Origin of the sequence: Mesorhizobium sp. M7A.F.Ca.MR.148.00.0.0 (assembly GCF_003997735.1) — a bacterium.
GTDB lineage: Bacteria > Pseudomonadota > Alphaproteobacteria > Rhizobiales > Rhizobiaceae > Mesorhizobium.
On sequence record NZ_RZTB01000020.1, the window covers coordinates 61,472 to 85,708 of the forward strand.

The window sequence follows — 24,237 nt, forward strand, 5'->3', positions numbered from 1 at the left end:
CCTATTGCTGGATCAGATTGTTGAACTTTTCCGTCGCCTCGACCAGGTTGTCGCGCCAGAATTCTGCATCCTGCAACACCTGCTTCTTGACGTTTTCGGGCGCCGAATTGATGTCCTTGATCCTGTCCTGCGGGATCTTGCCGGTCTCGAAAGCCTTCTCGTTGACCGGGCCATTGTCGACATAGAGCGGCAGATTGGACTGCAATTGCGGGCTGACGAACATCGCCAGCGCCTTCATGGCCGCCTCCTTGTTCTTGGCGCCCTTCGGGATGACCATGCAGTCGGCGGTCAGCACGCCCTGATCGAAGGAAAAGCTGATCGGCGCGCCTTCCTTTTTCAAGGTGCCGGCGCGGCCGTTCCAGATGCTCGCCATGTCGACTTCGCCGTCCTTAACCAGCTGCATGGCCTGGGCGCCGGAGGTCCACCAAGCGTCGACATTGCCGCGGATCTTGTCGACGGACTTCAACGCGCCGTCGATATCGACCGGATAGACCTTGTCGATCGGAATACCCTCGGCCAGTGCGGCAACGCTCAGCGTTTCCGTCGCCTGGCTGCCGCTCAGCGCGCGCCGTCCCGGAAACTTTTCCACGTTCCAGAAATCGGCCCAGGTCTTCGGGCCTTTGTCGCCGAATACGTCGGTCCGGTAGATCAGCACGACGGATGTGTAGGAAATGCCGACCCAGTCGTCGTGGACAAGCTTCGGGTTGATGCCGCTCTTGTCGATGATGCCGTAGTCGAGCTTTTCGAACAGCCCTTCCTTCGAGCCGCGCGCACATTCGTCGGCGCCAAGTTCGGTGATGTCCCACTTCACCGCATTGCCGGTCACCTGCAGCCGGACGTCGTCGAGGCCGTTGGTGGTGTCTTCCTTGATGGTGATGCCGAGCGCGTCGGCGGTCGGCTTGAAAAACGCCTTGGTCTGCGCCTCCTGGTAGGTGCCGCCCCATGAGGCGACGGTGATGGTGTCGCCCGCCATGGCGGGGGCTGCGAACGAAGCCATGAGGCCCGCCATCGCAACGATGCTAACGTTTCTGGTTCTGTTCATTTTTCGGCTCTCCAACCGGTGTTCCCATTGTTTTTGATTTGGCATGCTATTTTGTATACAATTTTGAGTGTAGCCTAGCGATCGATGTTGTCAACACCGCCGGCGCGCTCGAAATGTACGCTTCGTGCCGGACCAGGTTGGTGAGGGACGGCTTCGCCGGAGGCGTGGCAAATTGCGCCGACTGCGGCTACAGCTATGCGTGTTCCGGCTGAAAGGCCGGAGAAGTGGGAAGGGAAGCTTGGCCAAGGAAACCAAAAATACGCTGCGCGACTCGGTCTACTCCGCGCTGAAGGCGATGATCGTGACCGGCCAGATCCCGCCGGGCTCCCGCGTCACCGAAAACGACATCGCGGCGAAGCTGACGGTCAGCCGAACCCCGGTGCGCGAGGCTTTCAATCGCCTCGAGCGTGACGGGCTGGTCACCGGCCGGCCGCGCCAGGGCTATGTCGTCACCGAGTTCGACATCAACATGTTCCGCGAGGCCTTCGAGATCCGCGAACTGCTCGACGGCCATGCGACGGAACTTGCGGCAACGGCCGCGACGGCACAGGACAAGGCGCGGCTGCGCGCCATGCTGGCCGAATGCGAAAGGCTGGCAGCCATTCCGGAACGCACGAACCGGGAAAAATTCCAGGAACTGGAAGTCGGCATCGACCTGCACCGCGTCATCGCCGAAATCAGCGGCAACGTCATGCTGCACAACATGCTGTGCGGCATTCTCGACAAGTGCCAGCACTATGTCTGGACCGAACTGTTGTGGCTGGACGAATGGAAAATCGCCCGCGACGAGCACGCCGAGATCGTCGATGCCATCTGCGCCGGCGACGCCGCCAGAGCCGGCACGCTGGCACGCGCCCATGTGCGCGGCTCGCGCGACAATGTGCTGCGCCTGCTGCAGGCCAAGTCGGATTATCGGAATTTTCTGGCGAAGGCGTCTTGATACAGGTGGCCTTCCTGGCATTCCGCATCGCTGCACAAGAGGGCAACAAATGGCAGTGTGATCGCCGGTTCTCACTTCACCTTTTGCCGAAACTTGGAATGGCAGCTTGAGCAATCCTGGAGGATAAGGTGCAGAAGATGCTCCGCCGGCAATCCGGCCGGATCCGCCTCCGTTGTCTTCAGCCGCTTGCCGAGCAGACTGCCCCCGTCCATTGACGTCATCGCGCCCATGCGCATGTCCGAGGTGATCCGGGCAGGCGCGGTTTCGGCCTTGGCTGCCAATGCATCGGCGAGTTCGCCAATGTGATTGGCGAGCGCCTCGAATTCCGGCCGCGCCTGATCGATTTCCGCTTTGGCGCCCGACGGCGCGCCCAGCGTGCCCGCCGGGAATTCAGCCATCAGGGCGGGTCCGGTACGGGCGCTGAGCGCCTCCGCCGCCGCCTTGAAGCTGGCGGCGTCGTAGGCGCGCTTGCCGCCGAACATCTCGGCGATGGTTTTCGCTGCCGCCGCCATAACCTTCATCGAGGCCTGGCGTGCGGCCACGATCTCATCACTGGAGGCGACCGCCTGCGGCGAGGAGAGGCTCAGCGAACCGGCCAGCGCCAGCACCACCGCTCCGAACGCGATGCCGAACTTCATGCCATGACATCGAGCACGCCCATCATGCCGAGCTGCTCGTGCTCGAGGATGTGGCAGTGATACATGCGCTGCCCCGGCCTATCCTGGCGCAGCAGGAGCCGCACCGTCTCGCCGCGGGCGACGTTCACCGTGTCCTTCCATGCGAGATAGGGCGGCTTGGACACCGCGCCGTCGCGCTCATGTTCGACGACCTGGAATTGAGTACCGTGGACGTGAAAGGGATGGTCCATGTCGGCCTGGTTGACTATCTCCCAGAGCTCGATCTCGCCGGCCCTGGCGACGACGCGTCCCATATCGAAGGCCTTGCCGTTGATCAGGAAACCCATCTCCATGCCGGTGGGTTTCATCGCCATGGTCTCCGTTAAAACGAGCCGCCGGCTGAGGACAGGGTCGGCGAACGGTGCGATCGGCCGCAGCCGCGCCGGCAGCTGCGGCACCGCCTCGGCTTCGTTCTCCGAGACATCGACCGTCAGCAGCGTCAGCCCCGCATCGGCCGGGCGGCCGGGACCCATCCAGCCACGGTCGTAGCCGAGCGTATCGAGGGTGATGGGGCCGGGCCTGTCGAAGGATGCGACCAACTCGAGGCGTTCGCCCGGGCTGAGCAGGATCTCGTCCGCCGCCACCGGCGCCGCGAGCAGCCCGCCATCCGTCCCGATGACTGTTATCGTCGCGCCGTCGAAGGCAAGCTTCAGGAACCGTGCGTTGGTGGCGTTGTAGAGGCGCAGGCGTCGCTTGGCGCCCTTTGCCACCGAGAGCCTGGGATTCTTCTGGCCGTTGACTAGCACGTGGTCGCCAACGCGGCCGTTCATCAGATCGCTCATGCTGTTGCTCGGTATCGAGCCATCGGCGGCAAGTTTGAGATCGGTGAACACCAGCACCGTGTCACCATATTCGGCCGGGATGGGATCGGCCTTGGCCTTGACGACGAAGGCGCCGGCAAGACCCCGATAGACCTGCTCTGCCGTCTTGCCGTGCGGGTGCGGGTGGTACCAATAGGAGCCTGCGGAGCCTTCCGGCAGCTCGAAGGCATAAACGCGCTCGGTGCCCGCCGAAACCGGATCCATTGGACTGCCGTCCTGGTCGGCGGGCACCGGCATGCCGTGCCAGTGGATGGTGCTCACCTCGTTATCGATGCGGTTGGCAAATGTGATCTCGACGCGGTCGCCTTCGAAGGCCTCGATCAGCGGCCCCGGGCTGATGCCATTATAGGCGAGGATCGGTGTGTCTCGCCCCTCGGCGAACCTCGCAATGGCCGGTTCCGCGGTCAGCCTCGCCCTGAGCAGGCCCGGCCGGTCGGCTTCGTTGGCAAGCACCTGCAGGGCGCGCAACGCCTGGCCTTCGGGCAGGGTGACCGCGTCTTGCACCATCGCGGGCATGTCGTGCCCGGCATGGCCGCCCATGCCGGGCATCGACATATCGTCCATCTTCGTCTGCGCCAGCGCACGCGGGCTCGCCAGAACCGTCGCCAGGCTTGCCGTCAGAAATCCGCGTCGATGCATTTCTCCGCTCCTTGCTCTCGATGAAAGGCCCGCCGGAAGACCTCGCGTGACCCTAAGGGTTCCAGCAGCTGGAAGGTCAAGTGAGATCGAGCAGTCGACGGTGACGATAGAAGCTGCCCTGGCGCACGATGTAGTAAGAGCCCGGACCCGCTGTCCGATCATGAACACCGGTCGTTCCGGCGAAGCCGCAGAGTTCTCAGCCCTTGCGCTCCTGAAGGCTGTTGCCGCCGTCGACCACCAGCAGCGCGCCATTGACATAGCTGGCGCCTTCCGAGGCCAGGAATGCCACCGCGGCGGCCACCTCATCCGGCCGCCCTGCCCGCGCCGGCGGCGTATGCAGGGCGGCTTGCCGCTCCATTTCGCTCGACGAGCCCGTTTCGATCCAGCCGGGAGCGACGGCGTTGACGGTGATGCCGTTTTTCGCCACTTCGAGCGCCAGCGTGCGCGTCAGGCCGGCCATGCCGGCCTTGGCGGCCGAATAGGCTGCCGTGCCTTCGAAAGACACCAGCGGGCCGGTGACCGACGCCACATTGACGATGCGCCCGTAGCCCGCTTCGACCATCGCCGGCAGAAAGGCCTTCGTGACGAGGAATGCCGTCTTCAGGCTGACGTCGATCCCCTGGTCCCAGTCGGCCTCGGTCATGGCGAGAAACGCCTTGTCGACCGATGGCGATGCCAGCGAGCCCATGCCGGCATTGTTGACCAGGATGTCGACGGCGCCGACTTCAGCCCGCAGCCGCGCGACATCGGCTGCCATGGTGAGATCGGCGACCACGGCCTTGGCATCGATGCCTTCTGCACGGAGCCCAACGGCGCGATCGAGCACACGCGCACTGGCACCGGTGAGAAAAACGGCATGGCCGGCATAGCCGAGCTGCCGGGCAATGGCAAAGCCGATGCCGTCGGCCGCGCCCGCGCCGGTGATAAGTGCGCGTTTGATGCGGGTATGGGGAATGGTCAAATCGGGCTCCGCTGGTTCCGCCTGTCGCGGTCTTACCACGCAGATTGGACGACGGCGCTGCGAAGATTTGCTCTGCAGCATTCTGCGCCGCTTTGCCGAGCTTCGTCCTGGTGACCCGCGTAGGCGCCGCCCGAATGCTTAGTCTATTGCGTGGCCGGTGTTGACCAGCCATCCTGCCACCGCCGTGCAGTCGCAGGCCGTCACTCGTTCCCGCCGTTCGGGTTGGAGCCCGCCATGACGCAAGTTGACACGCAACCGGACCTTATGCGCCCAATGTCATCCTCGATAGGTCACTTCCATGGCAGTCCTGCTGCGCTGAGGCGTGACCACAGGTTATTTCTAAACTCCGGACCGCGCGCTTGCTGCAATCGATCGACATACTCGCCGGTCAACCTGGGCGACTCGCGCGAGACGAACGACACGTCCTTCCGCGCAGACTCGAGATCGCCCATCCCCATGTATGATGCAGCCCGCAGGAGCCGTGCCCAGTGGTATTCAGGCAGGACCATCAGAAATCGATCAAACGAGGCAGTCGCGGCGTTATAGTTCTCCCCGGCGTATTCGGCATCGCCCCTGAACAGAAAGATCGGATGATAATTCGGACTGAGAAGGTCGGCCCGCGCGAAAGCTGCCTGTGCACCTTCGAGATCTCCGGCGTAAGTTAGCCCAATTCCCAGCCAGGTACGGCACTCCGCATCGTTCGGATTGAGTGCGATGGCCCGCCACAGGCAGCCAAGGCCCGTCTGCAGGTTTCCGAGATAAGTCTCGGCCAATCCGAGAGCACTGTGCAGAGATGCTTCCCGGTCATGGCCACAAAGTCCGGCCCGAGCCTCATCACCAGCCCGGCGAAAGGCCTGGACGGGTTCAGTGGACCATCCGTTGAAGCAGGAGTGGAAATCGACCCAGGCAAGAGTCTCCCTTATCAAGGCATGCTCTGGCTCGGCGGCGAGGAGCCTTTCACAGAGACGCCGCGCTACGACCATGCCTTTCGCCGTCGGCCGTTCGACGTGGTAAAACGCCTTCAGATAGAGCTTGTGGTGCTGAATTGCTTCCTCGAGGGCGGGCGGGCCTGCCGCGTGCTTCATCAACACCTGGAAGAGGTTTCCGCTGATCACGCCTGTCAATTCGTCATGCGATGACGTCTGGGCGAGATCATATCTTGCGCTCCAGACCTCGACTTCCTCCTCGGCGTCCACGAGATGCGCGAAGGCGTGCATGGCTTTGTCTTGGCTATGGACCGCGACCTCCAGGACATAGTTGGCTCCCGTGGTCCTGCCGATTTCCTTGACAGTGAGATGCCGCTTCGCGAGCGCGAACATTGTGGCCGCTGCGACGATTCCGATTTGGGAGAAGCGTCCGAGCTCTGCGGTCAACGCGCGCGTCAATGCATCCGCATCGGTCCTTGTTTTGCCGAACTGACCCTTGACCGGCATCACCGCCAGCCGCGGTTTTTCGCTTTGATGGGGTGACAGCCCGCCTGGCCTGGCGCCGGAAGCGCCGGCAAAGTACGCCGCGAGCCCGATCTTGGTCCGCACCCCAAGTTTTCCGTAGATGGTCGCAAGGTGAGTGCGAACAGTGGCCGGAGCAATGAAAAGCGCCTTGCCGATCTCCCGATAGGTCAGGCCGGCGGCAAATTTTTCCGCGACCTCGCGCTCACGACCCGACAATGCGACAAGCGTTTGAGCTTTCGAAGCGCCGAGCACCATTGTGGACCCCCGTCCTTGGAAACCCCTCCGTAGCCGAAGAATGCTACAGAAGAATGCTACAAATGCACTAGGCCGAATACCGCATCTGCCCGATTCCGCCGCAGGCTCGCACGGCGCAAGCTTCCCCAACGGCAACAAACAATCGGCTAAGGGGGGTTCCATGCGTCCTGTATTCATAGTGCTGGCATGCACGGCCGTGGGCTATTCCGCCCAACCGTCACCTTCTTTCGCAAGCGGGTGCCGACAGTTGCTGGAATCAAACGTGAAAATCGCCAGCATGCATGCCTATGCCAGCATCTTGGCCAATGCTGCCCGCAACGGCTGGAACTACACGCCTGAATCGATCGTCAGCGGCTCGAAGCGTCACTTCGAGGAGATGAGTCTCCAGTTGATCGCAGCCGGTTATGAGATTGTCCCCGCCAACGCTCACCCGCACTGCGCCAATCTGAACAGGGCGGAAAACGACGAGAGCACGATGACGACCGAGCCGAACACCGAAGCAAGCCCGATCGACCGCGGCCTGATCTAAGCTGGTCTCACCGCGCGCCACATAACACCAGCTTTGTCGAAACATCGATATGTCGAAGGTGCAGGCCAACTGTCTGCTGCTCGGATCGAGATGATCCAGCACGTCTTCTGCGTGCGCTGCATGATCGCGGGGTTCGTTATCAATGATCATGCATGACCTTCCCGATGCCGCCGGAGAGCCGGGCGACACTTCAGGCGTGTCGCGTTTCGCCGCGGCAATCCGTTTACGCATGGTAGGTCCCGGAGGATATTACAATCTCGGCAATGGGCTCGGGCTGGCGACGGGCGTCATGGTCCAGATCGTTGACGTGCCGCCGGGTTCCGCCGTGAGTGGCCATGCCGCGCTCCTCGATCATTTCGTTGGCAGCATCGCTGCCCTGTCGCTCACCCTGGCCACGCTGGTCTTCTTCTGGAGCGGCGAGATCTACTGCCGCGCATGGGCCAGGAAGCCGTCCCAGACGTGTCCCTAAACCGCCTTGGCGACATGACGTCAGGGGTCGGGGCGATCGGACTCGGCATCACCCTGTTCCTGTTCGGCGAACCTGTGCTTGCGGCGACCTCGGGCTTGCTGCATGCGCTCGGCAAGTTCGGCAGCGCTTTCGAAGACGGCAAGCCGTTGCCCCGCTGGCCAGCCAACTGGCCCAATCCGTTCCGGAGTGCCGTTCTGGCCAGCCGTCTGCCGGCGCTGGTCTCGGCCGCGGTGGGGAGCGGCGGTGCCCTGCAACTGGTATGGTCGGGCGCTTCCTGGACGCTCGTCGCAGCGCCGCTGACATTGCTTGTCTGCTATCTGCTTTGGGCCAAGGCAGACCTGTTGCTGCTGCTCCAGGAGGTGCGAGCCGGGAGCGCGCCGGCATCGTCCGCCGGCAACCGAGATCGAACGTGACGGCCCATGTCGAAGACAGAGGCCAAATGTCTGCTGCTGCTTGCAGGCGCCTTTGGGGGTTCGGCAACGTCGCGCAGAAGACCGTGCTGGATCATCTGCAGCATCAGAAGACTCTTCCGGAGCCGAAGCGCACCAAATTCGAGGTGCGGGCAAGGGCCGGAGCGGAGAGCGCGCCTCATCCCGCCGATCAGCATGTATGAGAACGCGAGGAATGGGCGGCAGTTGAAAACGGCCTTTTTTCGGACAGTCATTCCCTAGATTTGCGTTGGGAGCCGGCAACATCAACACCGGTGCCTCATGCGTGTACCCAGCGACCGCGATGACCGCCAGCCCGATCCGTGCGAATCTGGTCGAATCGTCTGTTGACTAACAGGCGGGCCACCATTCGTCAGGAATTCATGCCGATGCGGTTGATTGGCGAGGCCTGAAAGGCAAGCAATTTCAGCTGGATGGAATGGCGCGCCCGAAGAGATTCGAACTCCTGACCCCCAGATTCGTAGTCTGGTGCTCTATCCAGCTGAGCTACGGGCGCGCAACAGGCCATGTCTTCCATGGCCCCGCGATCCGATCGTAAACGACCGGCCGCGACGAGACGTGTTCCCTAGCGACTGAATTTCGGAAAAGCAAGCCGATCCGGCAAAAGTTTTGTCACAAGTGCCTTGATTGGTGATGAAGGCTGGGATTCCGGCAGATGGCAACGGTCCGAAGTTGAGCCGGTTCCGGCTCATTGGAAGAAGCATCGGGCCAGAAGACAAGAGGGCCGGGCGACCCAGCGCTCTAAACCGTCAGGCGGGGCGGCGCAGGCCATTGCGCGCCTGATCGAGCCGGACCGGCTGGTCGGGGATGGTGACGGCGAATGTGGTGCGCCCGCCAATGCTCTCGACCAGCTCCACCGTGCCGCCATGCGCGCGGATCAATTCGTGCGCGATCGCCAGGCCGAGGCCGGTGCCGCCGCTGCGGGCCGAGCCACGAAAGGCCGCGAACAGGTTTTCCCGTGCTTTCGGCGGCAGGCCAGGTCCGGTGTCGCTGACGGCGATGCGGCTGACGCTGCCCAGGCGCACGGCCGACACCGCCAGGCGGCGCACCAGGGCGCTTTCGCTGTCTGCCGCCATCGCCTGCACGGAATTCCGGCACAGATTGGTGAGCACGCGGAACAGCTGGTCGGAATCGGCGTCGATCTCGAATGCCGGCTCGACCGAATTGACGAACTCGATGCCTTGCTCGATGTCGAGCAGGCCGTGCACGTCCTCGACCAACTGCCGCAGCCTCAAGCGTCGGCGCGCCGGCGGCGGCTCCTGGGTGCGGCCGTAGTGAAGCACGCCTTCGGAATAGGACACGGCGCGGTCGAGCGCGCGCAGCAGTTTCGGCGCGAAGGCCTGCACGGTCGGATCCTTGACCTGGCGCAGGCGGTCCGACATCAGCTGCGCCGAGGCCAGGATGTTGCGCATGTCATGGTTGATCTTGGAGACCGCGAGGCCGAGGTCGGCAAGATGCTTCTGCTCGGAGAGCATTTTTTGCAGCCGCTCCTGCATCTGCGACAGCTCGCGCTCGGCAACGCCGATCTCGTCGGCGCGGGCAGCCGGATGGATGATGCGCCCGGGATCGTCGGGGGCTTCGGAGAAGGACAGCATCGAGCGCGTCATCGTGCGGATCGGCCCGATCATGATCAGGTCGATGGCGGCATAGACCAGCATGGCGGTGAACAGCGAGATCAGCAGCGAGACGAAGGCGACGTTGCGCGAATAGCGCAGCATCGCATTGCGCAGGCTGTTGTCCGGCATGATCAGCTCGAACTCCTTGTCCGAGTCGCCGACCGGGCCGAAGACGCGCAGCATCCGGTCGCCGCCGAAAAACAACGTGTCGAGCGCACCGGTCATGCCCTTGATCATGCCGATCGAGGCGATATCGATGTGCTCGTCGACCTTCGGCGGCATTTCGGCCACCACCAGCAGCCGCGAGACGCCGCCGTCGCGCACCGCGATCGCCTTGGCGCCGATCGCCATCAGCACGTCGTTCTGGGCCGTGCGCGACAGCGAGGTGGATTCACCTTGCACCAGCACGATCGACACCGCCGCCGCCGTGCTTAGCCGCTCCTTCAGCCAGTTCAGCCGGTAGCTGGCGATCCAGGGCAGGAAGATCAACACTTCGGCCAACAGCACGAAGACGATGGTCAGCAGCAGCAGCTTGGTCGACAGGCCGCGCGACAACGGAACCGTGCGCACGGCCGCCGGCGCCTCGGTGGACGCCGCCGTGCCGATCCCTTCCTGTGCCTGTATGGTTTCGCTCATGCGGCTAATGTCTTCACGATCACTTGATCAACGCAGATTAGGCGATTACGGCTTTTTTGCCAATTTCATCCTTGGTCGCAAACATAAACCGGCCTGAACGGAGCCGGATTGCGCCCGACGACTCCGGATTGACTTCCAAAAGCCTTCTTTCTATAAGCCCGCACACGCTCGGGCCATTCGTCCCGGCGCGGTTTCGATCGCGCCAAAGCCGGCCCGGCAAAGCTCCTGTTACACAGTGACAGAATCAAGAAGGGCCGCACCCCGCGGTATTAAAACAAATGAAGCGTACCTACCAACCGTCTAAACTCGTCCGCAAACGTCGGCACGGCTTCCGTGCCCGCATGGCCACCAAGGGTGGTCGCGGCGTCGTCGCAGCTCGCCGCAACCGCGGCCGCAAGCGGCTCAGCGCCTGAACGGAAGACGAGATCGTTGCCCGCAACCGGCAAGCCAGTGGGACCAAATCCCAAGCGGCTTCTGAAGCGCGCGGAATTCCTGGCTGTCCGTCGTGGTGAAAAACGACGCGGGCGGCTTTTTCTCGTTGAAGTTCTCGACCGCGGCGACGGCCTGTCGCCGCGCGTCGGCTACACCGTCACCAAGAAGGTCGGCAATGCGGTTGTCCGCAATCGCGTCCGGCGGCGGCTGCGAGAAGCCGTCCGCACGCACGCGGCAAGTGACATGGCGCCTGGCAATGATTATGTCATCGTCGGGCGCGAAGACGTGCTTACCACTCCGTTCGGCCAGTTGAAGGCCGAACTCTCCCGCCGACTGCGCGGAACACGATAGGCCAAGGGCTTTCGATGGAAAACAACCGGAACTTCTTCATCACCATCGCGCTGTCGGTGCTGATCCTTGCGGTATGGCAATATTTTTACGTGTTGCCGCGCAGCGAAGCCCAGCGCGAGGCGGCCCGCGTCGAACAGCAGCGCATCGAGGAGCAGAAGAAGGCCGCCGGTACCGACACCGGAACGCCCGCCGCACCTGGCGCCATTCCGAATGCACCGGGTACCGACGCCGTGACGCCGGCCGGCCGCGAACAGGCGCTCGCCACGACGACCCGCGCCAGGATCGACACGCCGAGCCTCGAGGGTTCGATCAATCTGACCGGCGCCCGCCTCGACGACCTCAAGCTCAAGCACTACACCGAGACGGTCGACAAGAACTCGCCCGAGATCAGCCTGCTCAACCCGGCGGCACTGCCCAATGGCTATTATGCCGAGATCGGCTTTGTCGGCAACGACAAGACCGGTGCGGTGCCCGGTCCGGAGACTGTGTGGACCGTCGACGGCAATGCGACGCTGACGCCGACGACCCCGGTCACGCTGACCTATTCGAACGACAAGGGCTTGACCTTCAAGCGCACCTTCTCCGTCGACACCGATTACATGTTCACGGTGTCCGACACGGTGCAGAATGCGGGCACGGCCGCCGTCTCGCTGTCCAATTACGGCCGCGTCACCCGCTTCGACAAGCCGCTCGTTGCCAGCACCTATGTGCTGCATGAGGGCCTGATCGGCTTCACCGGCACCGAAGGCCTGCAGGAGCACAAATACGCGTCCATCGAATCGGACAAGCAATTCACGCCGGGCAAGTCGACCGACGGCTGGTTGGGCATTACCGACAAATACTGGGCGGTGACGCTGGTGCCGACCGAAAAGCAGCCGTTCCAGCCGCGCTACGCCTTTTTCGAGGACGGCCGCCACCGCTATCAGTCCGACTTCCTGACCGACCCGATAACGGTTGCCGCGGGTCAATCGGCGACGGTGGAGAGCGAGATCTTCGCCGGCGCCAAGGAGGTCGGCAAGATCAACGCCTATGCAGAGGACCGTCAAATCAAGCGGTTCGACCTTTTGATCGACTGGGGCTGGTTCCACTTCATCACCAAGCCGATGTTCTGGCTGATCGACACGCTCTACAAATTCTTCGGCAATTTCGGTTTGGCCATCCTCGCCACCACCGTCATCGTCAAGGCCATCTTCTACCCGCTCGCCAACAAGTCCTACGCGTCGATGGCGAACATGAAGAAGGTGCAGCCGAAAATGCTCGAGATCCGCGAGAAATACGCGGACGACAAGATGAAGCAGCAGCAGGCGATGATGGAGCTCTACAAGACCGAGAAGATCAATCCGATCGCCGGCTGCTGGCCGGTGGCGCTGCAGATCCCGGTGTTCTTCGCGCTCTACAAGGTGCTCTACATCACCATCGAGATGCGTCATGCGCCGTTCTTCGGCTGGATCCAGGATCTGGCCGCGCCCGATCCGACATCGCTGTTCAACCTGTTCGGCCTCATTCCGATCACGCTGCCGCATATGCTGATGATCGGCGTGTGGCCGCTGATCATGGGCGTCACCATGTTCCTGCAGATGCGCATGAACCCGACGCCGCCGGACCCGACGCAGGCGGCGATCTTCACCTGGATGCCTGTTATCTTCACCTTCATGATGGCGGGTTTCCCGGCCGGCCTGGTCATCTACTGGGCCTGGAACAACACGCTGTCGATCCTGCAGCAAGGCATCATCATGAAGCGCCAGGGCGCCAAGATCGAGCTGTGGGACAATCTGGTCGCGCTGTTCCGAAAGAAACCATCACCGGCCGAATAGAAGGCGCAGCGCTTTCTCCAGCCTTCAAAGCCCCGCCTCGCGCGGGGCTTTTTCGTTGGCGGGACATCCATTCCGCCCATTTCCGCTCGTCGGCGAAACTTTGGCGCGCCCACGCCTCGTAACTGCGCGTTGCCATCCTGCGGCATGCGCTCCGGGAGGCCTTGTGGCGGCCGCGTCGTTGCAGACCACCGCGTTTCGCGATGCCGGCAAGATGCCCTTGCCAAGACGGCTTCCGGCGCAAAGGCGCCGGTGTTTGGGAGGCCGTGACGGCAGACCGGGGTCCTGTAGGGCCTCCACGGGGCCCCGGTTCTTTCACACGCGAAGGTCATGCAGGCTGCGGCTTGTCCCGGCAGACGGACCGCTGCCACCTCACTCCATGACGGCGCTGTGGTCGATATTGGCCGGAGTGGCCGGCTTGCGCAGCAACAGAACCAGCGGAATGGCGGCAAGCGACAGGATCATCATCAGCTTGAAGTCGTTCATGTAGCTGATAACAGTCGCCTGCAGCGTCACCACGCCGTCGAGCGCGGCGCGGCCCGCGGCGCTGTAGGGATCCATCGCCTGGAAGATGGCCGGATTGCTGAAAGCCTGGTTGTAAGGCGTCACATAGGTGGCGATGTTGGCGTGGTTGATCTGCACGTTCTCCGTCAACAGCGCGGTGACGACGGATATGCCGACGCTGGAGCCGATGTTCCGCGACAGATTGTAAAGGCCTGTGCCTTCCGCGCGCCGCTCCGGCGCCAGCGTGGCGAAGGTGATGGTGGTCAGCGGCACGAACAGGAAGCCCAGGCCCGCGCCCTGGATGAAGCCGGTGCTGATGATCGTCCATTGCGAAACATCAGGGGTCCAGCCGGTCATGTCGTACATCGCCCAGGCGGTGACCAGCAGACCGGTCAACAGCAGCCAGCGCGTGTCCACCTTGCCGATCAGCCTGCCGACCAGGAACATGCAAGCCATGGTGCCGAGACCGCGCGGCCCCATGACGATGCCGGCCGTCACCACCGGATAGCCCATCAACGTCTGCAGATAGGGCGTCATCAGGGCCAGCGAGGCCAGATAGGTGATTCCGATGATGAAGATGAAGATGGCCGACGGCGAAATTCCTGTCGAGGAACAGCCGCGGGTTCACGAATGTGTTTTTGGCGGTGAAGGTGTGGACGAGGAAGATGTAGAAGGCCGACGCGCAGATCAGCGCCTCGACGATGATCTCGGACGACGAAAACCAGTTGAGCTGCTCGCCGCGATCGAGGAACATCTGCAGCGCGGCGATGGTTATGCTGAGCATGCCGAAGCCCAGCCAGTCCAGCCTGGCCTTGAGGTCCGTCTTGGTTTCCTGGACGAACATCGAGACGCCGGCGAAAGCCAGAGCCCCGATCGGGACATTGATGTAGAACACCCAGCGCCAGCTGACGTTTTCGGTGAGCCAGCCGCCGATGACCGGCCCGAGCACCGGCCCGACCATCACCGAAACGCCGAACAGCGCCATCGCCGAGCCGCGCTCCTCGACGCTGTAGATGTCGAGCAGGATGCTCTGCGCCAGCGGCACCAGGGCCGCGCCGAACAGACCTTGCAGCAGGCGGAAGCCGACGATCTGCGGCAGCGACTGCGCGAAGCCGCACAGCACCGACGCGACGACGAAGCCGGTGATGGATATCAAAAGGATGCGCTTGCGGCCGAAACGATTGGCAAGATAGCCCGAAGGCGGAGTCATGACGGCCGCCGCGACGATATAGGACGTCAGCACCCAGTTTATCTGGTCGGCGCTCGCCGAAACGCTGCCCTGGATATAGGGTAGCGCCACATTGGCGATGGTCGTGTCCAGTGCCTGCATGATCACGGCCAGGATCACGCAGGCGGTGATGGCGCCGCGATTGGCGACCACGCCACCTGTCGCGGACGCGCTGCTCATGACCTTTGTCCGAACCGGCCGAGGAGGTCCGTCACGAAGTCCGGCAAACCGCGCGCGTGGCCGGTATCGATGCCGACCACGACGCTCATCCCGCCACGCAACGGTGGCTTGCGCTGGAGATCGTCGACCGTCACGCGCATCGGAATGCGTTGCACGACCTTGACCCAGTTGCCGGTGGTGTTCTGCGCCGGAAGCAAGGAGAAGCTCGACGACGACGCCGGGCTGATCGAGGCGACCGTGCCGTGCCAGACGGTGCCGGGATAGCTGTCGACGCTGATCATCGCCGTCTGTCCCGGCCGCACATAGGTCAGTTCGGTTTCCTTCGGCTCCGCCGCGATCCACAGATCGGTCGCCGAAATCAGGCTGAAGGCCGGCTGCGAAGCCGGCAGGTACTTGCCGACCTGAAGCGCGTCGACATTGGTGACGATGCCGTCGAACGGCGCCTTGACGATGGAATCGGCAAGGTTGCGCTGGGCGTCGTCCACCGCCGACTGCGCCTGGAGGTAGAACGGATTCTTCTCCACCGGCTGGCTGGCGTCGCCGCCAAGCTGGGCAAGCGTCGCCTGTGCCTGCGCCTGGGCAACGGACACTTTCTGGCGGGCGGCGACGAGGTCGTGCTGGGCGCTGTCGAAGGTCGCCTTGGAGGAGGTGGAGGTCTTGAGCAGATCCTGCTGGCGCTGGAAAGCGGCCTCGTAATAGGGGATGTCGGCCTGCGCCTGCTCGATCAGCGCCTGCGACTGCAGGTAACTCGCCTGCAGGGTCAGCACCTGGTTGCGCACAGTGCCGAGCTGCGCCTGGGCGGCGGCAAGAGCGGTTTCGAAAGAGGCCGGCCGCAGCCGGAAAAGCACCTGGTCCTTCTTCACCGCCTCGTTCTCGTGCACGTCGATCTCGGACACAGTGCCGGAGACATCGGTGGAAACGCCGAGCGACTGCGCCTGGATGTAGGCGTTGTCGGTCGTCATGACCTGGCCGCCGATGACGTAGTAATAGCCGCCGACGACCAGCGCGACCGGAAGCAGGGCAAACAGGATCGGCCGAGCCCGGCCGCGCTTGGGCTTGACCGGCGCCGGCGGCGCCACCGTAACCGTGGCCTGCCGTGGCTCCTTGGACGGCGCCTCGAGCGCCGCCGGCTCCAGGGCGACCGGTGCTTCGAGTTCGTCATTGCCGATGAGGGTCCCGGCTCGCCTCTGTTCGCGTTCGCTGTCCAGTCGGATGATCTGGTCGTGCGCCCGGCCGGCGGAGGATCCGTCTTCTTCGACAGGCTTCTTTGGTGAGGTTGATTCAGCCATGTGTTTTCTCCCGGTCGGCGGCAGGCTGGGTGCAAGCCGCGAGCAGATTGGATTTGATGAGGGATAGGGTTTGCAGCAGATGCAGCTGGGCATCCGCGGAAAGACCGACAAAGGCCTCGTCCCGCGTCTTCTGCCCATTGCCGCGCATGGTTTCGATGAGCGGATGAGCTTGCGGCTTCAGGTAAAGCAGCCATGCCCGGCGGTCAGCGGGATTGGGCCGGCGCTCGATGAAACCGCGTGCTTCCATCTTGTCGAGCAGCCGGGCGAGCGTGATCGGCGTGATCTCGATAAGGTCCGCCAATTTGTTCTGGTGGATGCCTTCATGCAGGCAGAGATAGGCGAGCACCTGCCACTGGGCGCGGGTCAGCCCCGATGCCCGCGACCTCTGCTCGAACCGCTTTCGAAGCAGGCGCGCGACATCGTGCAGCACGAAGCTGATGTTGGGTGACGATGGCATGAGAGGTACTGGAGTTTCGGCGCAACTTTTAGTGAGCATGCTTATTATCATCATGCACATAATCCCGCTGGACGCGGTGCGCAAGACGGACTAAGCCCCGCCTGGAAAAAATGACGCATGTGCTGCGACACCACAAAAAGGCTCGGGTAGCAGGCTGTTGCCGGGCAAGGATAGGACGATGAATTGGCTGAAGATCGCGACCGTGGCGGCCATCGCGGGATGGCCTGGCATTGCGCTCGCAAAGGACGCCGTCAGCTGCGGCGGCGCCGCCATGCTGGGTGGCGCGCAATTGAACTGCAGCCACGTCGAACCCCAGGCGCCGCCTCAGTTTTGCACCTATAGCTGGGCTCTCCACATGCCGGCCGGAGACCAGAAAATCGTCGAAGGCAGCTTCATGCTGCCGCCCGGCGCGGCGAACGTCACCGTCTATCAGGGCAGCGGTTTCGACAGCGCAATGTCCGATCCGATCGTGATCTGTCGCGGCGGCAAATGAGCAAGGCCGTCAAGGAAAGCTCGCTCGTCGCCCGATTGGTGCTATAGGGCGGATCACGCTATTTTGAACGGGCGCATTCGAGTTTCGGATGTGCCTGGCTGCCATTTCTCTGACGGATTTCGACATGGACGGACCCAACCCAGACATCAAGCACCCGATCCCGATGCATACCCGCGTCGGCTTCCTCAAGGGACTGGTGAATGCGCCGAACATCGAGATCGGCGACTTCACCTATTATGACGACCCCGACGGGCCGGATAAATTCGCCGAAAAATGCGTGCTGCACCACTATCCCTTCATCGGCGACAAGCTGATCATCGGTCGGTTCTGCGCCATCGCCGAGGGCGCGCGGTTCATCATGAACGGCGCCAACCACGCCATGTCCGGCTTTTCGACCTATCCGTTCAATATCTTTGGCCATGGCTGGGAAAAGGGTTTTGACCCGGCGACGTGGTCGAAGGAAGTGCGCGGCGACACCATTGTCGGCAGCGACGTCTGGATCGGCATGGAGGCGGTGATCTTGCCCGGGGTGGAAATCGGCCACGGCGCCATCATCGCTGCGAAGTCAGTGGTGACTCACGACGTGCCGCCCTATGCGATCGTCGCCGGCAACGCGGCCAAGGTGGTGAAGATGCGTTTCGACGACCGGACAATCAGGCGGCTGTTGGCGGTGGCATGGTGGGACTGGCCGGTGGACAAGGTCAGTCGCAACCTCGATGCTATCCGGGGCGCCGATATTTCTCTTCTGGAGGCAGCAGCTTGAACGCTCTGAACAGCAGCATAATCGGCACCGAACTGTTTACGCGGGGGTGGATCTTCATCCGCGGCGTGCCGGCCATGAAATTCCTGCCGCCGGAAGGGCCGCCGGAAATCGCCTTTGCCGGCCGCTCGAATGTCGGCAAGTCGTCGCTGATCAACGCGCTGGTCAACCAGAAGGGGCTGGCGCGCACCTCCAACACGCCGGGGCGCACGCAGGAGCTCAACTATTTCGTGCCGGACGGATTTTCGGGTGAGGGCGCCGACCTGCCGCCCTTGGCGCTGGTCGACATGCCCGGCTATGGCTATGCCACCGCGCCGAAGGAGAAGGTCGACGAGTGGACCAAGCTGGTCTTCGACTATCTCAAGGGCCGCGTCACGCTGAAGCGCGTCTATGTGCTGATCGACGCCCGCCACGGCATCAAGGCCAAGGACGACGAAGTGCTGTCGCTGCTCGACAAGGCGGCGGTGTCCTACCAGATCGTGCTGACCAAGACCGACAAGATCAAGACTGCCGGCGTGCCGAGGCTGATCGAGGAGACGCTGGCAAAGATCAAGAAGCGGCCGGCGGCGTTCCCGTTCGTACTGGCCACCTCTTCTGAAAAGGCCGAGGGCCTCCAGGAATTGCAGGCGGCCATCGTGCTTGCCGCCAATGGCGGCTAAGCATCCACAGCTTAGAGCATGGCCTACGGCTTGGCCTCGATAGCAATCGTCTGGTGGCCTTCTTCCGCCACAAGCCTTTCGGTGCCGTATGCCTTGAGGAACATGCTGACGCCTGACCTGACGATGCGGTCGATCTCGTCCTGGCTCGGGGCTTTGGTGCGGTAGGCGAAGATGCACTGGCGGAACAGACCGGCCAGGCACAGTTCGGTGAACTGATAGGCGGCAAGATCGACATCGTCGATGCGCAGCAGGTCGCGCTCGATGGCAGCATTGAGAAAGGCCGCGACCTTGTCGTGGCCACGCTTGGGACCGCGCTCGTAAAACCGCGCGCCCATGTCGGGTATCCGGTCGGATGCACCGATCACCGTGCGCTGCGCCTGGATCACCTTGGCCGACGTGATCTTGAGGGCCAGCACCTTGCCGAACTTCACCAGCGTCTCGCGCAGGTTGTCGGCATTGTCCAGCACGTCATACATGTTCTTGAAGATGGTGCCGCGCTCTTCCTCGATCAGCGCTTCGAACAGCTCTTCCTTGTTGGCGAAATAGACGTAGATCGTACCCTTGGAGACACCGGCCTCGCGGGTGATGTCGTTCATCGAGGCGGCTTCGAAGCCCTTGTCGATGAAGACACGACGGGCGCCGTCGATGATCTGGCTGCGCTTGACCGGATCCTGCCCCGCGGCCGGGCGGCCACGACGCAAGCTTTCCAACAGGTCGTCGCACGACTCGTTTTCGACATTGGGCGGGGTCTCGGCCATGAAAGTCACACCTTGAAAATAATTCGAACCAAGCGGTTCGATTGCCCTTGATATGGTCCTGTTTACGCGCTATGTCAACGGCCGGATCGAACCGAACGGTTCAGTATTATATTATAACTTTAGAGAAATGTCATGTCCTCGAACGCGCCGACCACTGCCGAAGTCCGTCCCTTTCCCAACGCCAAGGTTGCGCCGGCGACGGAGGCCCCGGAAGTGCCTGTCCAGCCTGTCTCGTCGCCACCGGTAGAGGCTCCGGCCAAGAAGAAGCGTTCGGTGCGTTCCTTCCTGCTGCCGGTCATCGGCGCCGCTTTGCTGGGCGCCGGCGCCTGGTATGGTTACGACTACTGGACCACGGGCCGCTTCATGATCTCCACGGACGATGCCTATGTCCAGGCCGACATGGCGTTCATCTCGCCCAAGATTTCCGGCTATGTCGATCAGGTCAAGGTCAGCGAGAACCAGTTGGTCAAGGCCGGCGATCCGCTGCTCGTCGTCGATGACGGCGATTACAAGATTGCCGTCGCCCAGGCCGAGGCGCAGATCGCCACCTTGAGCAAGACGCTCGACCGTATCGACGCCCAGACCGACGCGGCCCGCGCCTCGCTGCAGCAGGCGCAGGCGCAGAAGGTCGCCGACCAGGCCGCCGCCGACAATGCGGCCAAGGTCGCGGCGCGCGCCTCGCAACTGCTCAAGACCCATGTCGGCACGCAGGCGCAGCTGGACGACGCCCAGACGGCGGTCCAGCAGGCCGATGCCGCCCTTGTCGGCGCCGACGCACAGATCGCCGCCGCGCAGGCCAATATCGGCGTGCTGCAGGCGCAACGCGCGGAATCGGCGAGCACGCTGGCGTCCCTGCAGCTCAGCCATGACAAGGCGCTGCGCGATCTTTCCTTCACCGTGCTCAAGGCGCCTTATGACGGCATCGTCGGCAACCGCTCGGTCGAACAGGGCGACCTTGTCAGCCCCGGCCAGAAGCTCGCCGTCATCGTGCCGATGGACAAGCTCTACATCGTCGCCAACTTCAAGGAGACGCAGCTTGCCCGGCTGGTTCCCGGAGAGAAGGTCAAGATCTCGGTCGATGCGACCGACGGCCAGGACTTCGAGGGAACCGTCTCGTCGCTGGCGCCGGCTTCGGGTGCCGTGTTCTCGCTGCTGCCGCCCGAAAACGCCACCGGCAACTTCACCAAGGTCGTGCAGCGCGTTCCGGTCCGTATCGATGTGCCGGCAGATGTCCTGAAGAGCGGCAAACTGCGCGCCGGCCTGAGCGTCATCGTCGACGTCGACAGCCGTACCGCCCCATCCGGGTCGGCATCAGCGGCAGCGTCGAACTGAGCGGCTGCCGGGGAGCAATGCCATGGCAACCGCAACCCTGACAGCAGGAGCACCGCCGGCGAGGCCGGCTGTGCCTGACACCATTTCGACGCGGCGCGTCATCGCCTTCCTGGCGATGGTGTTCGGCATGTTCATGGCCATCCTCGACATCCAGATCGTCTCCGCCTCGCTGTCGGAAATCCAGGCCGGCCTGAGCGCCAGCTCCGACGAAATCCCGTGGGTGCAGACCGCCTATCTGATCGCCGAAGTGGTGATGATCCCGCTGTCGGGCTTCCTCAGCCGGATGCTGTCGACGCGGGTGCTGTTCACGATCTCGGCGGCGGGCTTCACCGCGGCCAGTGCGCTGGCGGCGACTGCCACCAACATCGACCAGATGATTGTCTACCGCGCCGTCCAGGGCTTCATCGGCGGCGGCATGATACCGAGCGTCTTCGCCGCTGCCTTCACCATCTTCCCGCCCTCGCGCCGCGCCTTCGTCTCGCCGATGATCGGCCTGGTGGCGACGTTGGCGCCGACCATCGGCCCGACTGTCGGCGGCTATATCAGCCATGCCATGTCCTGGCACTGGCTGTTCCTGGTCAATGTCGTGCCCGGCATCCTGGTGACAGCGGCGGCCTGGACGCTGATCGACTTCGATAAGCCCAACCTCAAGCTGTTCAGCAAGTTCGACTGGTGGGGCCTCGCCGGCATGGCGGCTTTCCTGGGCTGCATGGAATATGTGCTCGAGGAAGGCCCCAACAATGACTGGCTGCAGGACCAGGGCGTCTTCATCTGCGCCATCGTCATGACCATCGGCGCGGTGCTGTTCTTCTGGCGGGTGTTCCCCGCCGAGGAGCCGATCGTCGACCTGAAGGCCTTCACCAACATCAACTTCGCCTTCGGCTCGCTGTTCTCCTTCGTCATCGGCATCGGCCTTTACGGCCTGACCTATCTCTACCCGGTGTATCTCGGGCGCATCCGTGGCTACGATTCGATGATGATCGGCGAGGCGCTGTTCGTCAGCGGCCTGGCCATGTTCTTCACCGCGCCGATCTCGGGCATCCTGTCGAACAAGATGGACCCGCGGCTGATGATGATGATCGGCTTCTTCGGCTTCGCCACCGGCACCTGGTGGATGACGCATCTGACCGCCGACTGGGATTTCAACGAGCTGCTCATCCCGCAGATCCTGCGCGGCTGTTCGATGATGCTGTGCATGGTGCCGATCAACAACATCGCGCTCGGCACCTTGCCGCCCGAGCGGCTGAAGAATGCGTCCGGCCTGTTCAATCTCACCCGCAACCTTGGCGGTGCGGTTGGCCTCGCGCTGATCAACACCGTGCTGATCGACCGCAATGCCTTCCACTACGCAAGGCTCTCCGAGCATGTGCAATGGGGCAGTGAAGCCGCGCAGACCAAGCTGCAGAACATGACGCTCAATTTCGAGCAAACCCCCGGCCTGGATGCGACAAGTGCTGCCATCTCCAAGCTGTCGGGCATGGTCCAGCAGCAGGCGGCGCTGCTGTCATTCATGGATGTGTTCTTCATGCTGACGGTGCTGTTTGCGACGCTTGGCCTGTTCACCATGTTGATCCGCAAGCCGGCCGCGGCGGCGGGTGGAGGTGGTGGCGGCGGCCATTGATACCGGAGCAATTCCAGGAAAAGTGTAAGGCGGTTTTCCGTCAGGAATTGCGACAAGACAGAGATACGTGGGCAGCTGTTTCGGGAAGCTCCTCCAGTCCACGCCCGAAAAAGCTCTGACCGCGCAAAAAACTCCGGGCCGCAAGCCCGGAGTTTTTCATATCCAGTTGGAATTTGTCAGGCTGTGGCGGGCTTGAAGGTCAGCGCGACGCCGTTGATGCAGTGGCGCAGGCCGGTCGGCGCTGGACCGTCGTCGAAGACGTGGCCGAGATGGCCGCCGCAGCGGCGGCAATGCGCCTCGGTGCGCGTCATGCCGAGCGAGCGGTCCACGGTCGTGCCGATAGCCTTGGGGATCTCTTGCCAGAAGCTCGGCCAGCCGGTGCCGGAATCGAATTTCGTCTCCGACGAATAGACCGGCAGGTCGCAGCCGGCACAGGCGAAGATGCCCTTACGGTGTTCGTTGAGCAGCGGGCTGGTGCCGGGATACTCCGTGCCTTCCTTGCGCAGCACGTCGAAGGCGGCCGGCGACAGGATGGCTTTCCACTCGGCGTCGGTCTTGGTGACTTCGAATTTTTCGGCGGCCTGTGCTGCCTGCGGATCGCCCATGCGCAGCATCGTTGCTGCGGCCCCGACGACGCCGATGGCGGCGGCACCGCTCAAAAGAAAGTCGCGACGGTTCATGACCGGTTCCTCCTGATGTCCTTTTGCCAAACTATACCGCCGCGCGGAAATCAAAAGCCGGTGACGGTAGCCCCCTCGAACGAACACTCCGCGCCCTCCCACATCCGAATATGGGCGGCGCGGAGTGCGCGGGTCAATTGCGGATCACGGGAGCGGGATCGTGCAATCGACGGAGGGCCCTTGCTGCCAGTTCGCCGGCAGCAATCCCCTTGTTACATCTTGGGCAAAAGAACCTTGTCGATGACGTGGATGACGCCATTGGACTGTTCGACATCGGCGACCGTCACATCGGCGACATTGCCGTTCTCGTCGGTGACGGTGACCTTGCCGCCGTCGGCCTTGAGCGACAGCTCGCAGCCGCCGACCGTCTTGACCTTGTGGGCGCCGCCGTCAGCCTTGGCCATCGCGGCGACATCCGCCCCCATCGCCTTGGCGCCGATGACATGGCAGGTCAGGATCTTGGTGAGCTTGTCCTTGTTTTCAGGCTTGAGCAGCGTCTCGACCGTCCCGGCCGGAAGAGCCGCGAAGGCTTCGTTGGTCGGAGCGAACACGGTGAACGGACCGGCGCCCTGCAGCGTTTCGACAAGGCCGGCGGCCTTCACGGCGGCGACCAGCGTGGTGTGGTCCTTCGAGTTCACGGCGTTCTCGACGATGTTTTTGTTAGCATACATCGCGGCGCCGCCAACCATCGGGTTTTCGGCATAGGCAGCGGTGGCAAGGGCCGAAACGGCGATCGTACCGGCGAGCAAAAGGGTGGCGTATCTACGCATGATGTCAAACTCCTCGGGTTCTCTTCCCATTTTTGGGGACGCGAGGAGATACGGAACAGAAGTGCGGGAGTTTCAGAAATATTCTTATTTTTTATTTTGCCCGGGATGCCGAAGAGATTTTGCCACGCAACCGCTTGCCGGCTACCATGCTGTCTACGGGCGTGGAAGGTGGGAGATACACTTCAGGTACTCTATTTTGAGTCTGGCGACGCCAAGAGCCGGTCAGATGCTCTTCAGGTCGCCGGCGGCGACCACCGGTCCGGTCGGCTGTCCGGTCGGCGAACCGCCTGACGGCTCGAGGCTGACTGCAAGCACCGCGCCCTGGGCAAGCTTCTGCTGGGCCGCCGGCGAGACGACGATGTGCGCCGTAGCACCGGTCGGAATGACGCCCATCGAGACCGGCGGGTTCTTGCCCTCGATCATCCAC

General features: G+C 63.0%; 24 protein-coding genes, 1 tRNA gene and 1 pseudogene. 12 read left to right on the forward strand and 14 right to left on the reverse strand.

The window, feature by feature from the left end; translation table 11 throughout:
- Position 1: 1 nt before the first annotated feature.
- The gene (locus EOB49_RS10630) at positions 2–1,042 is read right to left on the reverse strand and encodes an ABC transporter substrate-binding protein (RefSeq protein WP_127380933.1); all 1,041 of its coding nucleotides are present in this window, start codon (positions 1,040–1,042) and stop codon (positions 2–4) included.
- A 238-nt stretch (positions 1,043–1,280) separates the two neighbouring features.
- On the opposite strand from EOB49_RS10630, the gene EOB49_RS10635 reads away from it, so the two are divergent.
- Entirely contained in the window at positions 1,281–1,982 is a 702-nt protein-coding gene (locus EOB49_RS10635; RefSeq protein ID WP_127323018.1) for a GntR family transcriptional regulator, read from the forward strand.
- Positions 1,983–2,053: 71 nt separating this feature from the next.
- On the opposite strand, the gene EOB49_RS10640 is transcribed toward EOB49_RS10635, so the two are convergent.
- The 4 genes from EOB49_RS10640 to EOB49_RS10655 all read right to left on the reverse strand — a co-directional run bounded on the left by EOB49_RS10640 (position 2,054) and on the right by EOB49_RS10655 (position 6,786).
- Positions 2,054–2,620, reverse strand: coding sequence for a cytochrome c (locus EOB49_RS10640; RefSeq protein WP_127380934.1), 567 nt, complete (start codon positions 2,618–2,620; stop codon positions 2,054–2,056).
- Positions 2,617–4,119: a multicopper oxidase family protein gene (locus tag EOB49_RS10645; RefSeq protein ID WP_127380935.1), complete on the reverse strand. Its 1,503-nt coding sequence runs from the start codon at positions 4,117–4,119 to the stop codon at positions 2,617–2,619. Before EOB49_RS10645 ends, EOB49_RS10640 begins: the two co-directional genes overlap by 4 nt.
- A gap of 196 nt (positions 4,120–4,315) precedes the next feature.
- Positions 4,316–5,080: an SDR family NAD(P)-dependent oxidoreductase gene (locus tag EOB49_RS10650; protein ID WP_245465748.1), complete on the reverse strand. Its 765-nt coding sequence runs from the start codon at positions 5,078–5,080 to the stop codon at positions 4,316–4,318.
- A gap of 290 nt (positions 5,081–5,370) precedes the next feature.
- Positions 5,371–6,786: a LuxR C-terminal-related transcriptional regulator gene (locus EOB49_RS10655; protein WP_164781639.1), complete on the reverse strand. Its 1,416-nt coding sequence runs from the start codon at positions 6,784–6,786 to the stop codon at positions 5,371–5,373.
- 262 nt (positions 6,787–7,048) lie between these two features.
- On the opposite strand from EOB49_RS10655, the gene EOB49_RS10660 reads away from it, so the two are divergent.
- From EOB49_RS10660 to EOB49_RS36910, 3 genes are all read left to right on the forward strand, one after another.
- Positions 7,049–7,315, forward strand: a complete 267-nt coding sequence (locus EOB49_RS10660; protein ID WP_127380937.1) for a hypothetical protein — start codon at positions 7,049–7,051, stop codon at positions 7,313–7,315.
- A 142-nt stretch (positions 7,316–7,457) separates the two neighbouring features.
- Positions 7,458–7,784, forward strand: coding sequence for a hypothetical protein (locus EOB49_RS36905; protein ID WP_206526099.1), 327 nt, complete (start codon positions 7,458–7,460; stop codon positions 7,782–7,784).
- Positions 7,775–8,197 (forward strand): hypothetical protein, encoded by a 423-nt coding sequence (locus EOB49_RS36910; RefSeq protein ID WP_206526100.1) that lies wholly within the window; start codon positions 7,775–7,777, stop codon positions 8,195–8,197. Before EOB49_RS36905 ends, EOB49_RS36910 begins: the two co-directional genes overlap by 10 nt.
- Positions 8,198–8,652: 455 nt before the next feature.
- On the opposite strand, the gene EOB49_RS10670 is transcribed toward EOB49_RS36910, so the two are convergent.
- Positions 8,653–8,729 (reverse strand) — tRNA-Arg (locus EOB49_RS10670).
- Positions 8,730–8,982: 253 nt separating this feature from the next.
- Positions 8,983–10,485, reverse strand: coding sequence for a HAMP domain-containing sensor histidine kinase (locus EOB49_RS10675; protein WP_127380938.1), 1,503 nt, complete (start codon positions 10,483–10,485; stop codon positions 8,983–8,985).
- 278 nt (positions 10,486–10,763) lie between these two features.
- Between EOB49_RS10675 and rpmH the strand changes: the two genes are divergently transcribed.
- The 3 genes from rpmH to yidC are packed head-to-tail and all read left to right on the forward strand — an operon-like array spanning position 10,764 to position 13,082.
- Entirely contained in the window at positions 10,764–10,898 is a 135-nt protein-coding gene (rpmH, locus tag EOB49_RS10685; protein WP_008833937.1) for a 50S ribosomal protein L34, read from the forward strand.
- A 16-nt stretch (positions 10,899–10,914) separates the two neighbouring features.
- Positions 10,915–11,268, forward strand: a complete 354-nt coding sequence (rnpA, locus tag EOB49_RS10690; protein WP_027040126.1) for a ribonuclease P protein component — start codon at positions 10,915–10,917, stop codon at positions 11,266–11,268.
- A 14-nt stretch (positions 11,269–11,282) separates the two neighbouring features.
- Positions 11,283–13,082, forward strand: coding sequence for a membrane protein insertase YidC (gene yidC / locus EOB49_RS10695; RefSeq protein WP_127380939.1), 1,800 nt, complete (start codon positions 11,283–11,285; stop codon positions 13,080–13,082).
- A 369-nt stretch (positions 13,083–13,451) separates the two neighbouring features.
- Here the strand turns inward: yidC and EOB49_RS10700 are convergent.
- From EOB49_RS10700 to EOB49_RS10710, 3 genes and pseudogenes are all read right to left on the reverse strand, one after another.
- Positions 13,452–14,991 (reverse strand): annotated as a pseudogene (locus EOB49_RS10700) (DHA2 family efflux MFS transporter permease subunit).
- Positions 14,988–16,280, reverse strand: a complete 1,293-nt coding sequence (locus EOB49_RS10705; RefSeq protein ID WP_127380940.1) for an HlyD family secretion protein — start codon at positions 16,278–16,280, stop codon at positions 14,988–14,990. The pseudogene EOB49_RS10700 and the gene EOB49_RS10705 overlap by 4 nt, the downstream one beginning before the upstream one ends.
- Positions 16,273–16,737, reverse strand: a complete 465-nt coding sequence (locus EOB49_RS10710; RefSeq protein WP_127380948.1) for a MarR family winged helix-turn-helix transcriptional regulator — start codon at positions 16,735–16,737, stop codon at positions 16,273–16,275. Before EOB49_RS10710 ends, EOB49_RS10705 begins: the two co-directional genes overlap by 8 nt.
- Positions 16,738–16,915: 178 nt before the next feature.
- Between EOB49_RS10710 and EOB49_RS10715 the strand changes: the two genes are divergently transcribed.
- The 3 genes from EOB49_RS10715 (at position 16,916) to yihA (ending at position 18,649) form a co-directional block, all read left to right on the forward strand.
- Entirely contained in the window at positions 16,916–17,230 is a 315-nt protein-coding gene (locus tag EOB49_RS10715) for a hypothetical protein (RefSeq protein ID WP_127380941.1), read from the forward strand.
- 124 nt (positions 17,231–17,354) lie between these two features.
- Positions 17,355–17,993, forward strand: a complete 639-nt coding sequence (locus EOB49_RS10720; RefSeq protein ID WP_164748689.1) for a CatB-related O-acetyltransferase — start codon at positions 17,355–17,357, stop codon at positions 17,991–17,993.
- On the forward strand, positions 17,990–18,649 hold the full coding sequence (gene yihA / locus EOB49_RS10725; protein WP_024502094.1) for a ribosome biogenesis GTP-binding protein YihA/YsxC: 660 nt from the start codon (positions 17,990–17,992) through the stop codon (positions 18,647–18,649). The genes EOB49_RS10720 and yihA overlap by 4 nt, the downstream gene beginning before the upstream one ends.
- Before the next feature lie 23 nt (positions 18,650–18,672).
- Here yihA and EOB49_RS10730 read toward each other — a convergent pair whose 3' ends face one another.
- Complete coding sequence (locus EOB49_RS10730) at positions 18,673–19,407, reverse strand: TetR/AcrR family transcriptional regulator (RefSeq protein ID WP_127380942.1); 735 nt, start codon at positions 19,405–19,407, stop codon at positions 18,673–18,675.
- 132 nt (positions 19,408–19,539) lie between these two features.
- Here EOB49_RS10730 and EOB49_RS10735 point away from each other — a divergent pair, with 132 nt between their 5' ends.
- Together EOB49_RS10735 and EOB49_RS10740 are read left to right on the forward strand one after the other, a co-directional pair.
- Entirely contained in the window at positions 19,540–20,739 is a 1,200-nt protein-coding gene (locus tag EOB49_RS10735; protein ID WP_127380943.1) for an HlyD family secretion protein, read from the forward strand.
- A gap of 22 nt (positions 20,740–20,761) precedes the next feature.
- The gene (locus EOB49_RS10740) at positions 20,762–22,360 is read left to right on the forward strand and encodes a DHA2 family efflux MFS transporter permease subunit (RefSeq protein ID WP_127380944.1); all 1,599 of its coding nucleotides are present in this window, start codon (positions 20,762–20,764) and stop codon (positions 22,358–22,360) included.
- Between the two features lie 176 nt (positions 22,361–22,536).
- Here the strand turns inward: EOB49_RS10740 and msrB are convergent, their stop codons facing one another.
- From msrB to EOB49_RS10755, 3 genes are all read right to left on the reverse strand, one after another.
- Positions 22,537–23,040, reverse strand: a complete 504-nt coding sequence (gene msrB / locus EOB49_RS10745) for a peptide-methionine (R)-S-oxide reductase MsrB (protein WP_127267220.1) — start codon at positions 23,038–23,040, stop codon at positions 22,537–22,539.
- A gap of 212 nt (positions 23,041–23,252) precedes the next feature.
- Positions 23,253–23,810 (reverse strand): fasciclin domain-containing protein, encoded by a 558-nt coding sequence (locus EOB49_RS10750; RefSeq protein WP_127380945.1) that lies wholly within the window; start codon positions 23,808–23,810, stop codon positions 23,253–23,255.
- Positions 23,811–24,032: 222 nt separating this feature from the next.
- Positions 24,033–24,237: anti-sigma factor (locus EOB49_RS10755; protein ID WP_206526101.1), on the reverse strand; the 205-nt coding region annotated here is incomplete at its 5' end.

What these genes read in the sequence shown, in the direction of transcription:
- EOB49_RS10630 (WP_127380933.1), bottom strand. Translation starts at nt 1,042, where the DNA reads ATGAACAGAACCAGAAACGTTAGCATCGTTGCGATGGCGGGCCTCATG.
- EOB49_RS10640 (WP_127380934.1), bottom strand. Translation starts at nt 2,620, where the DNA reads ATGAAGTTCGGCATCGCGTTCGGAGCGGTGGTGCTGGCGCTGGCCGGT.
- EOB49_RS10645 (WP_127380935.1), bottom strand. Translation starts at nt 4,119, where the DNA reads ATGCATCGACGCGGATTTCTGACGGCAAGCCTGGCGACGGTTCTGGCG.
- EOB49_RS10655 (WP_164781639.1), bottom strand. Translation starts at nt 6,786, where the DNA reads ATGGTGCTCGGCGCTTCGAAAGCTCAAACGCTTGTCGCATTGTCGGGT.
- EOB49_RS36905 (WP_206526099.1), top strand. Translation starts at nt 7,458, where the DNA reads ATGATCATGCATGACCTTCCCGATGCCGCCGGAGAGCCGGGCGACACT.
- EOB49_RS10675 (WP_127380938.1), bottom strand. Translation starts at nt 10,485, where the DNA reads ATGAGCGAAACCATACAGGCACAGGAAGGGATCGGCACGGCGGCGTCC.
- rpmH (WP_008833937.1), top strand. Translation starts at nt 10,764, where the DNA reads ATGAAGCGTACCTACCAACCGTCTAAACTCGTCCGCAAACGTCGGCAC.
- yidC (WP_127380939.1), top strand. Translation starts at nt 11,283, where the DNA reads ATGGAAAACAACCGGAACTTCTTCATCACCATCGCGCTGTCGGTGCTG.
- EOB49_RS10705 (WP_127380940.1), bottom strand. Translation starts at nt 16,280, where the DNA reads ATGGCTGAATCAACCTCACCAAAGAAGCCTGTCGAAGAAGACGGATCC.
- EOB49_RS10710 (WP_127380948.1), bottom strand. Translation starts at nt 16,737, where the DNA reads ATGCCATCGTCACCCAACATCAGCTTCGTGCTGCACGATGTCGCGCGC.
- EOB49_RS10715 (WP_127380941.1), top strand. Translation starts at nt 16,916, where the DNA reads ATGAATTGGCTGAAGATCGCGACCGTGGCGGCCATCGCGGGATGGCCT.
- EOB49_RS10720 (WP_164748689.1), top strand. Translation starts at nt 17,355, where the DNA reads ATGGACGGACCCAACCCAGACATCAAGCACCCGATCCCGATGCATACC.
- EOB49_RS10730 (WP_127380942.1), bottom strand. Translation starts at nt 19,407, where the DNA reads ATGGCCGAGACCCCGCCCAATGTCGAAAACGAGTCGTGCGACGACCTG.
- EOB49_RS10735 (WP_127380943.1), top strand. Translation starts at nt 19,540, where the DNA reads ATGTCCTCGAACGCGCCGACCACTGCCGAAGTCCGTCCCTTTCCCAAC.
- EOB49_RS10740 (WP_127380944.1), top strand. Translation starts at nt 20,762, where the DNA reads ATGGCAACCGCAACCCTGACAGCAGGAGCACCGCCGGCGAGGCCGGCT.
- msrB (WP_127267220.1), bottom strand. Translation starts at nt 23,040, where the DNA reads ATGAACCGTCGCGACTTTCTTTTGAGCGGTGCCGCCGCCATCGGCGTC.
- EOB49_RS10750 (WP_127380945.1), bottom strand. Translation starts at nt 23,810, where the DNA reads ATGCGTAGATACGCCACCCTTTTGCTCGCCGGTACGATCGCCGTTTCG.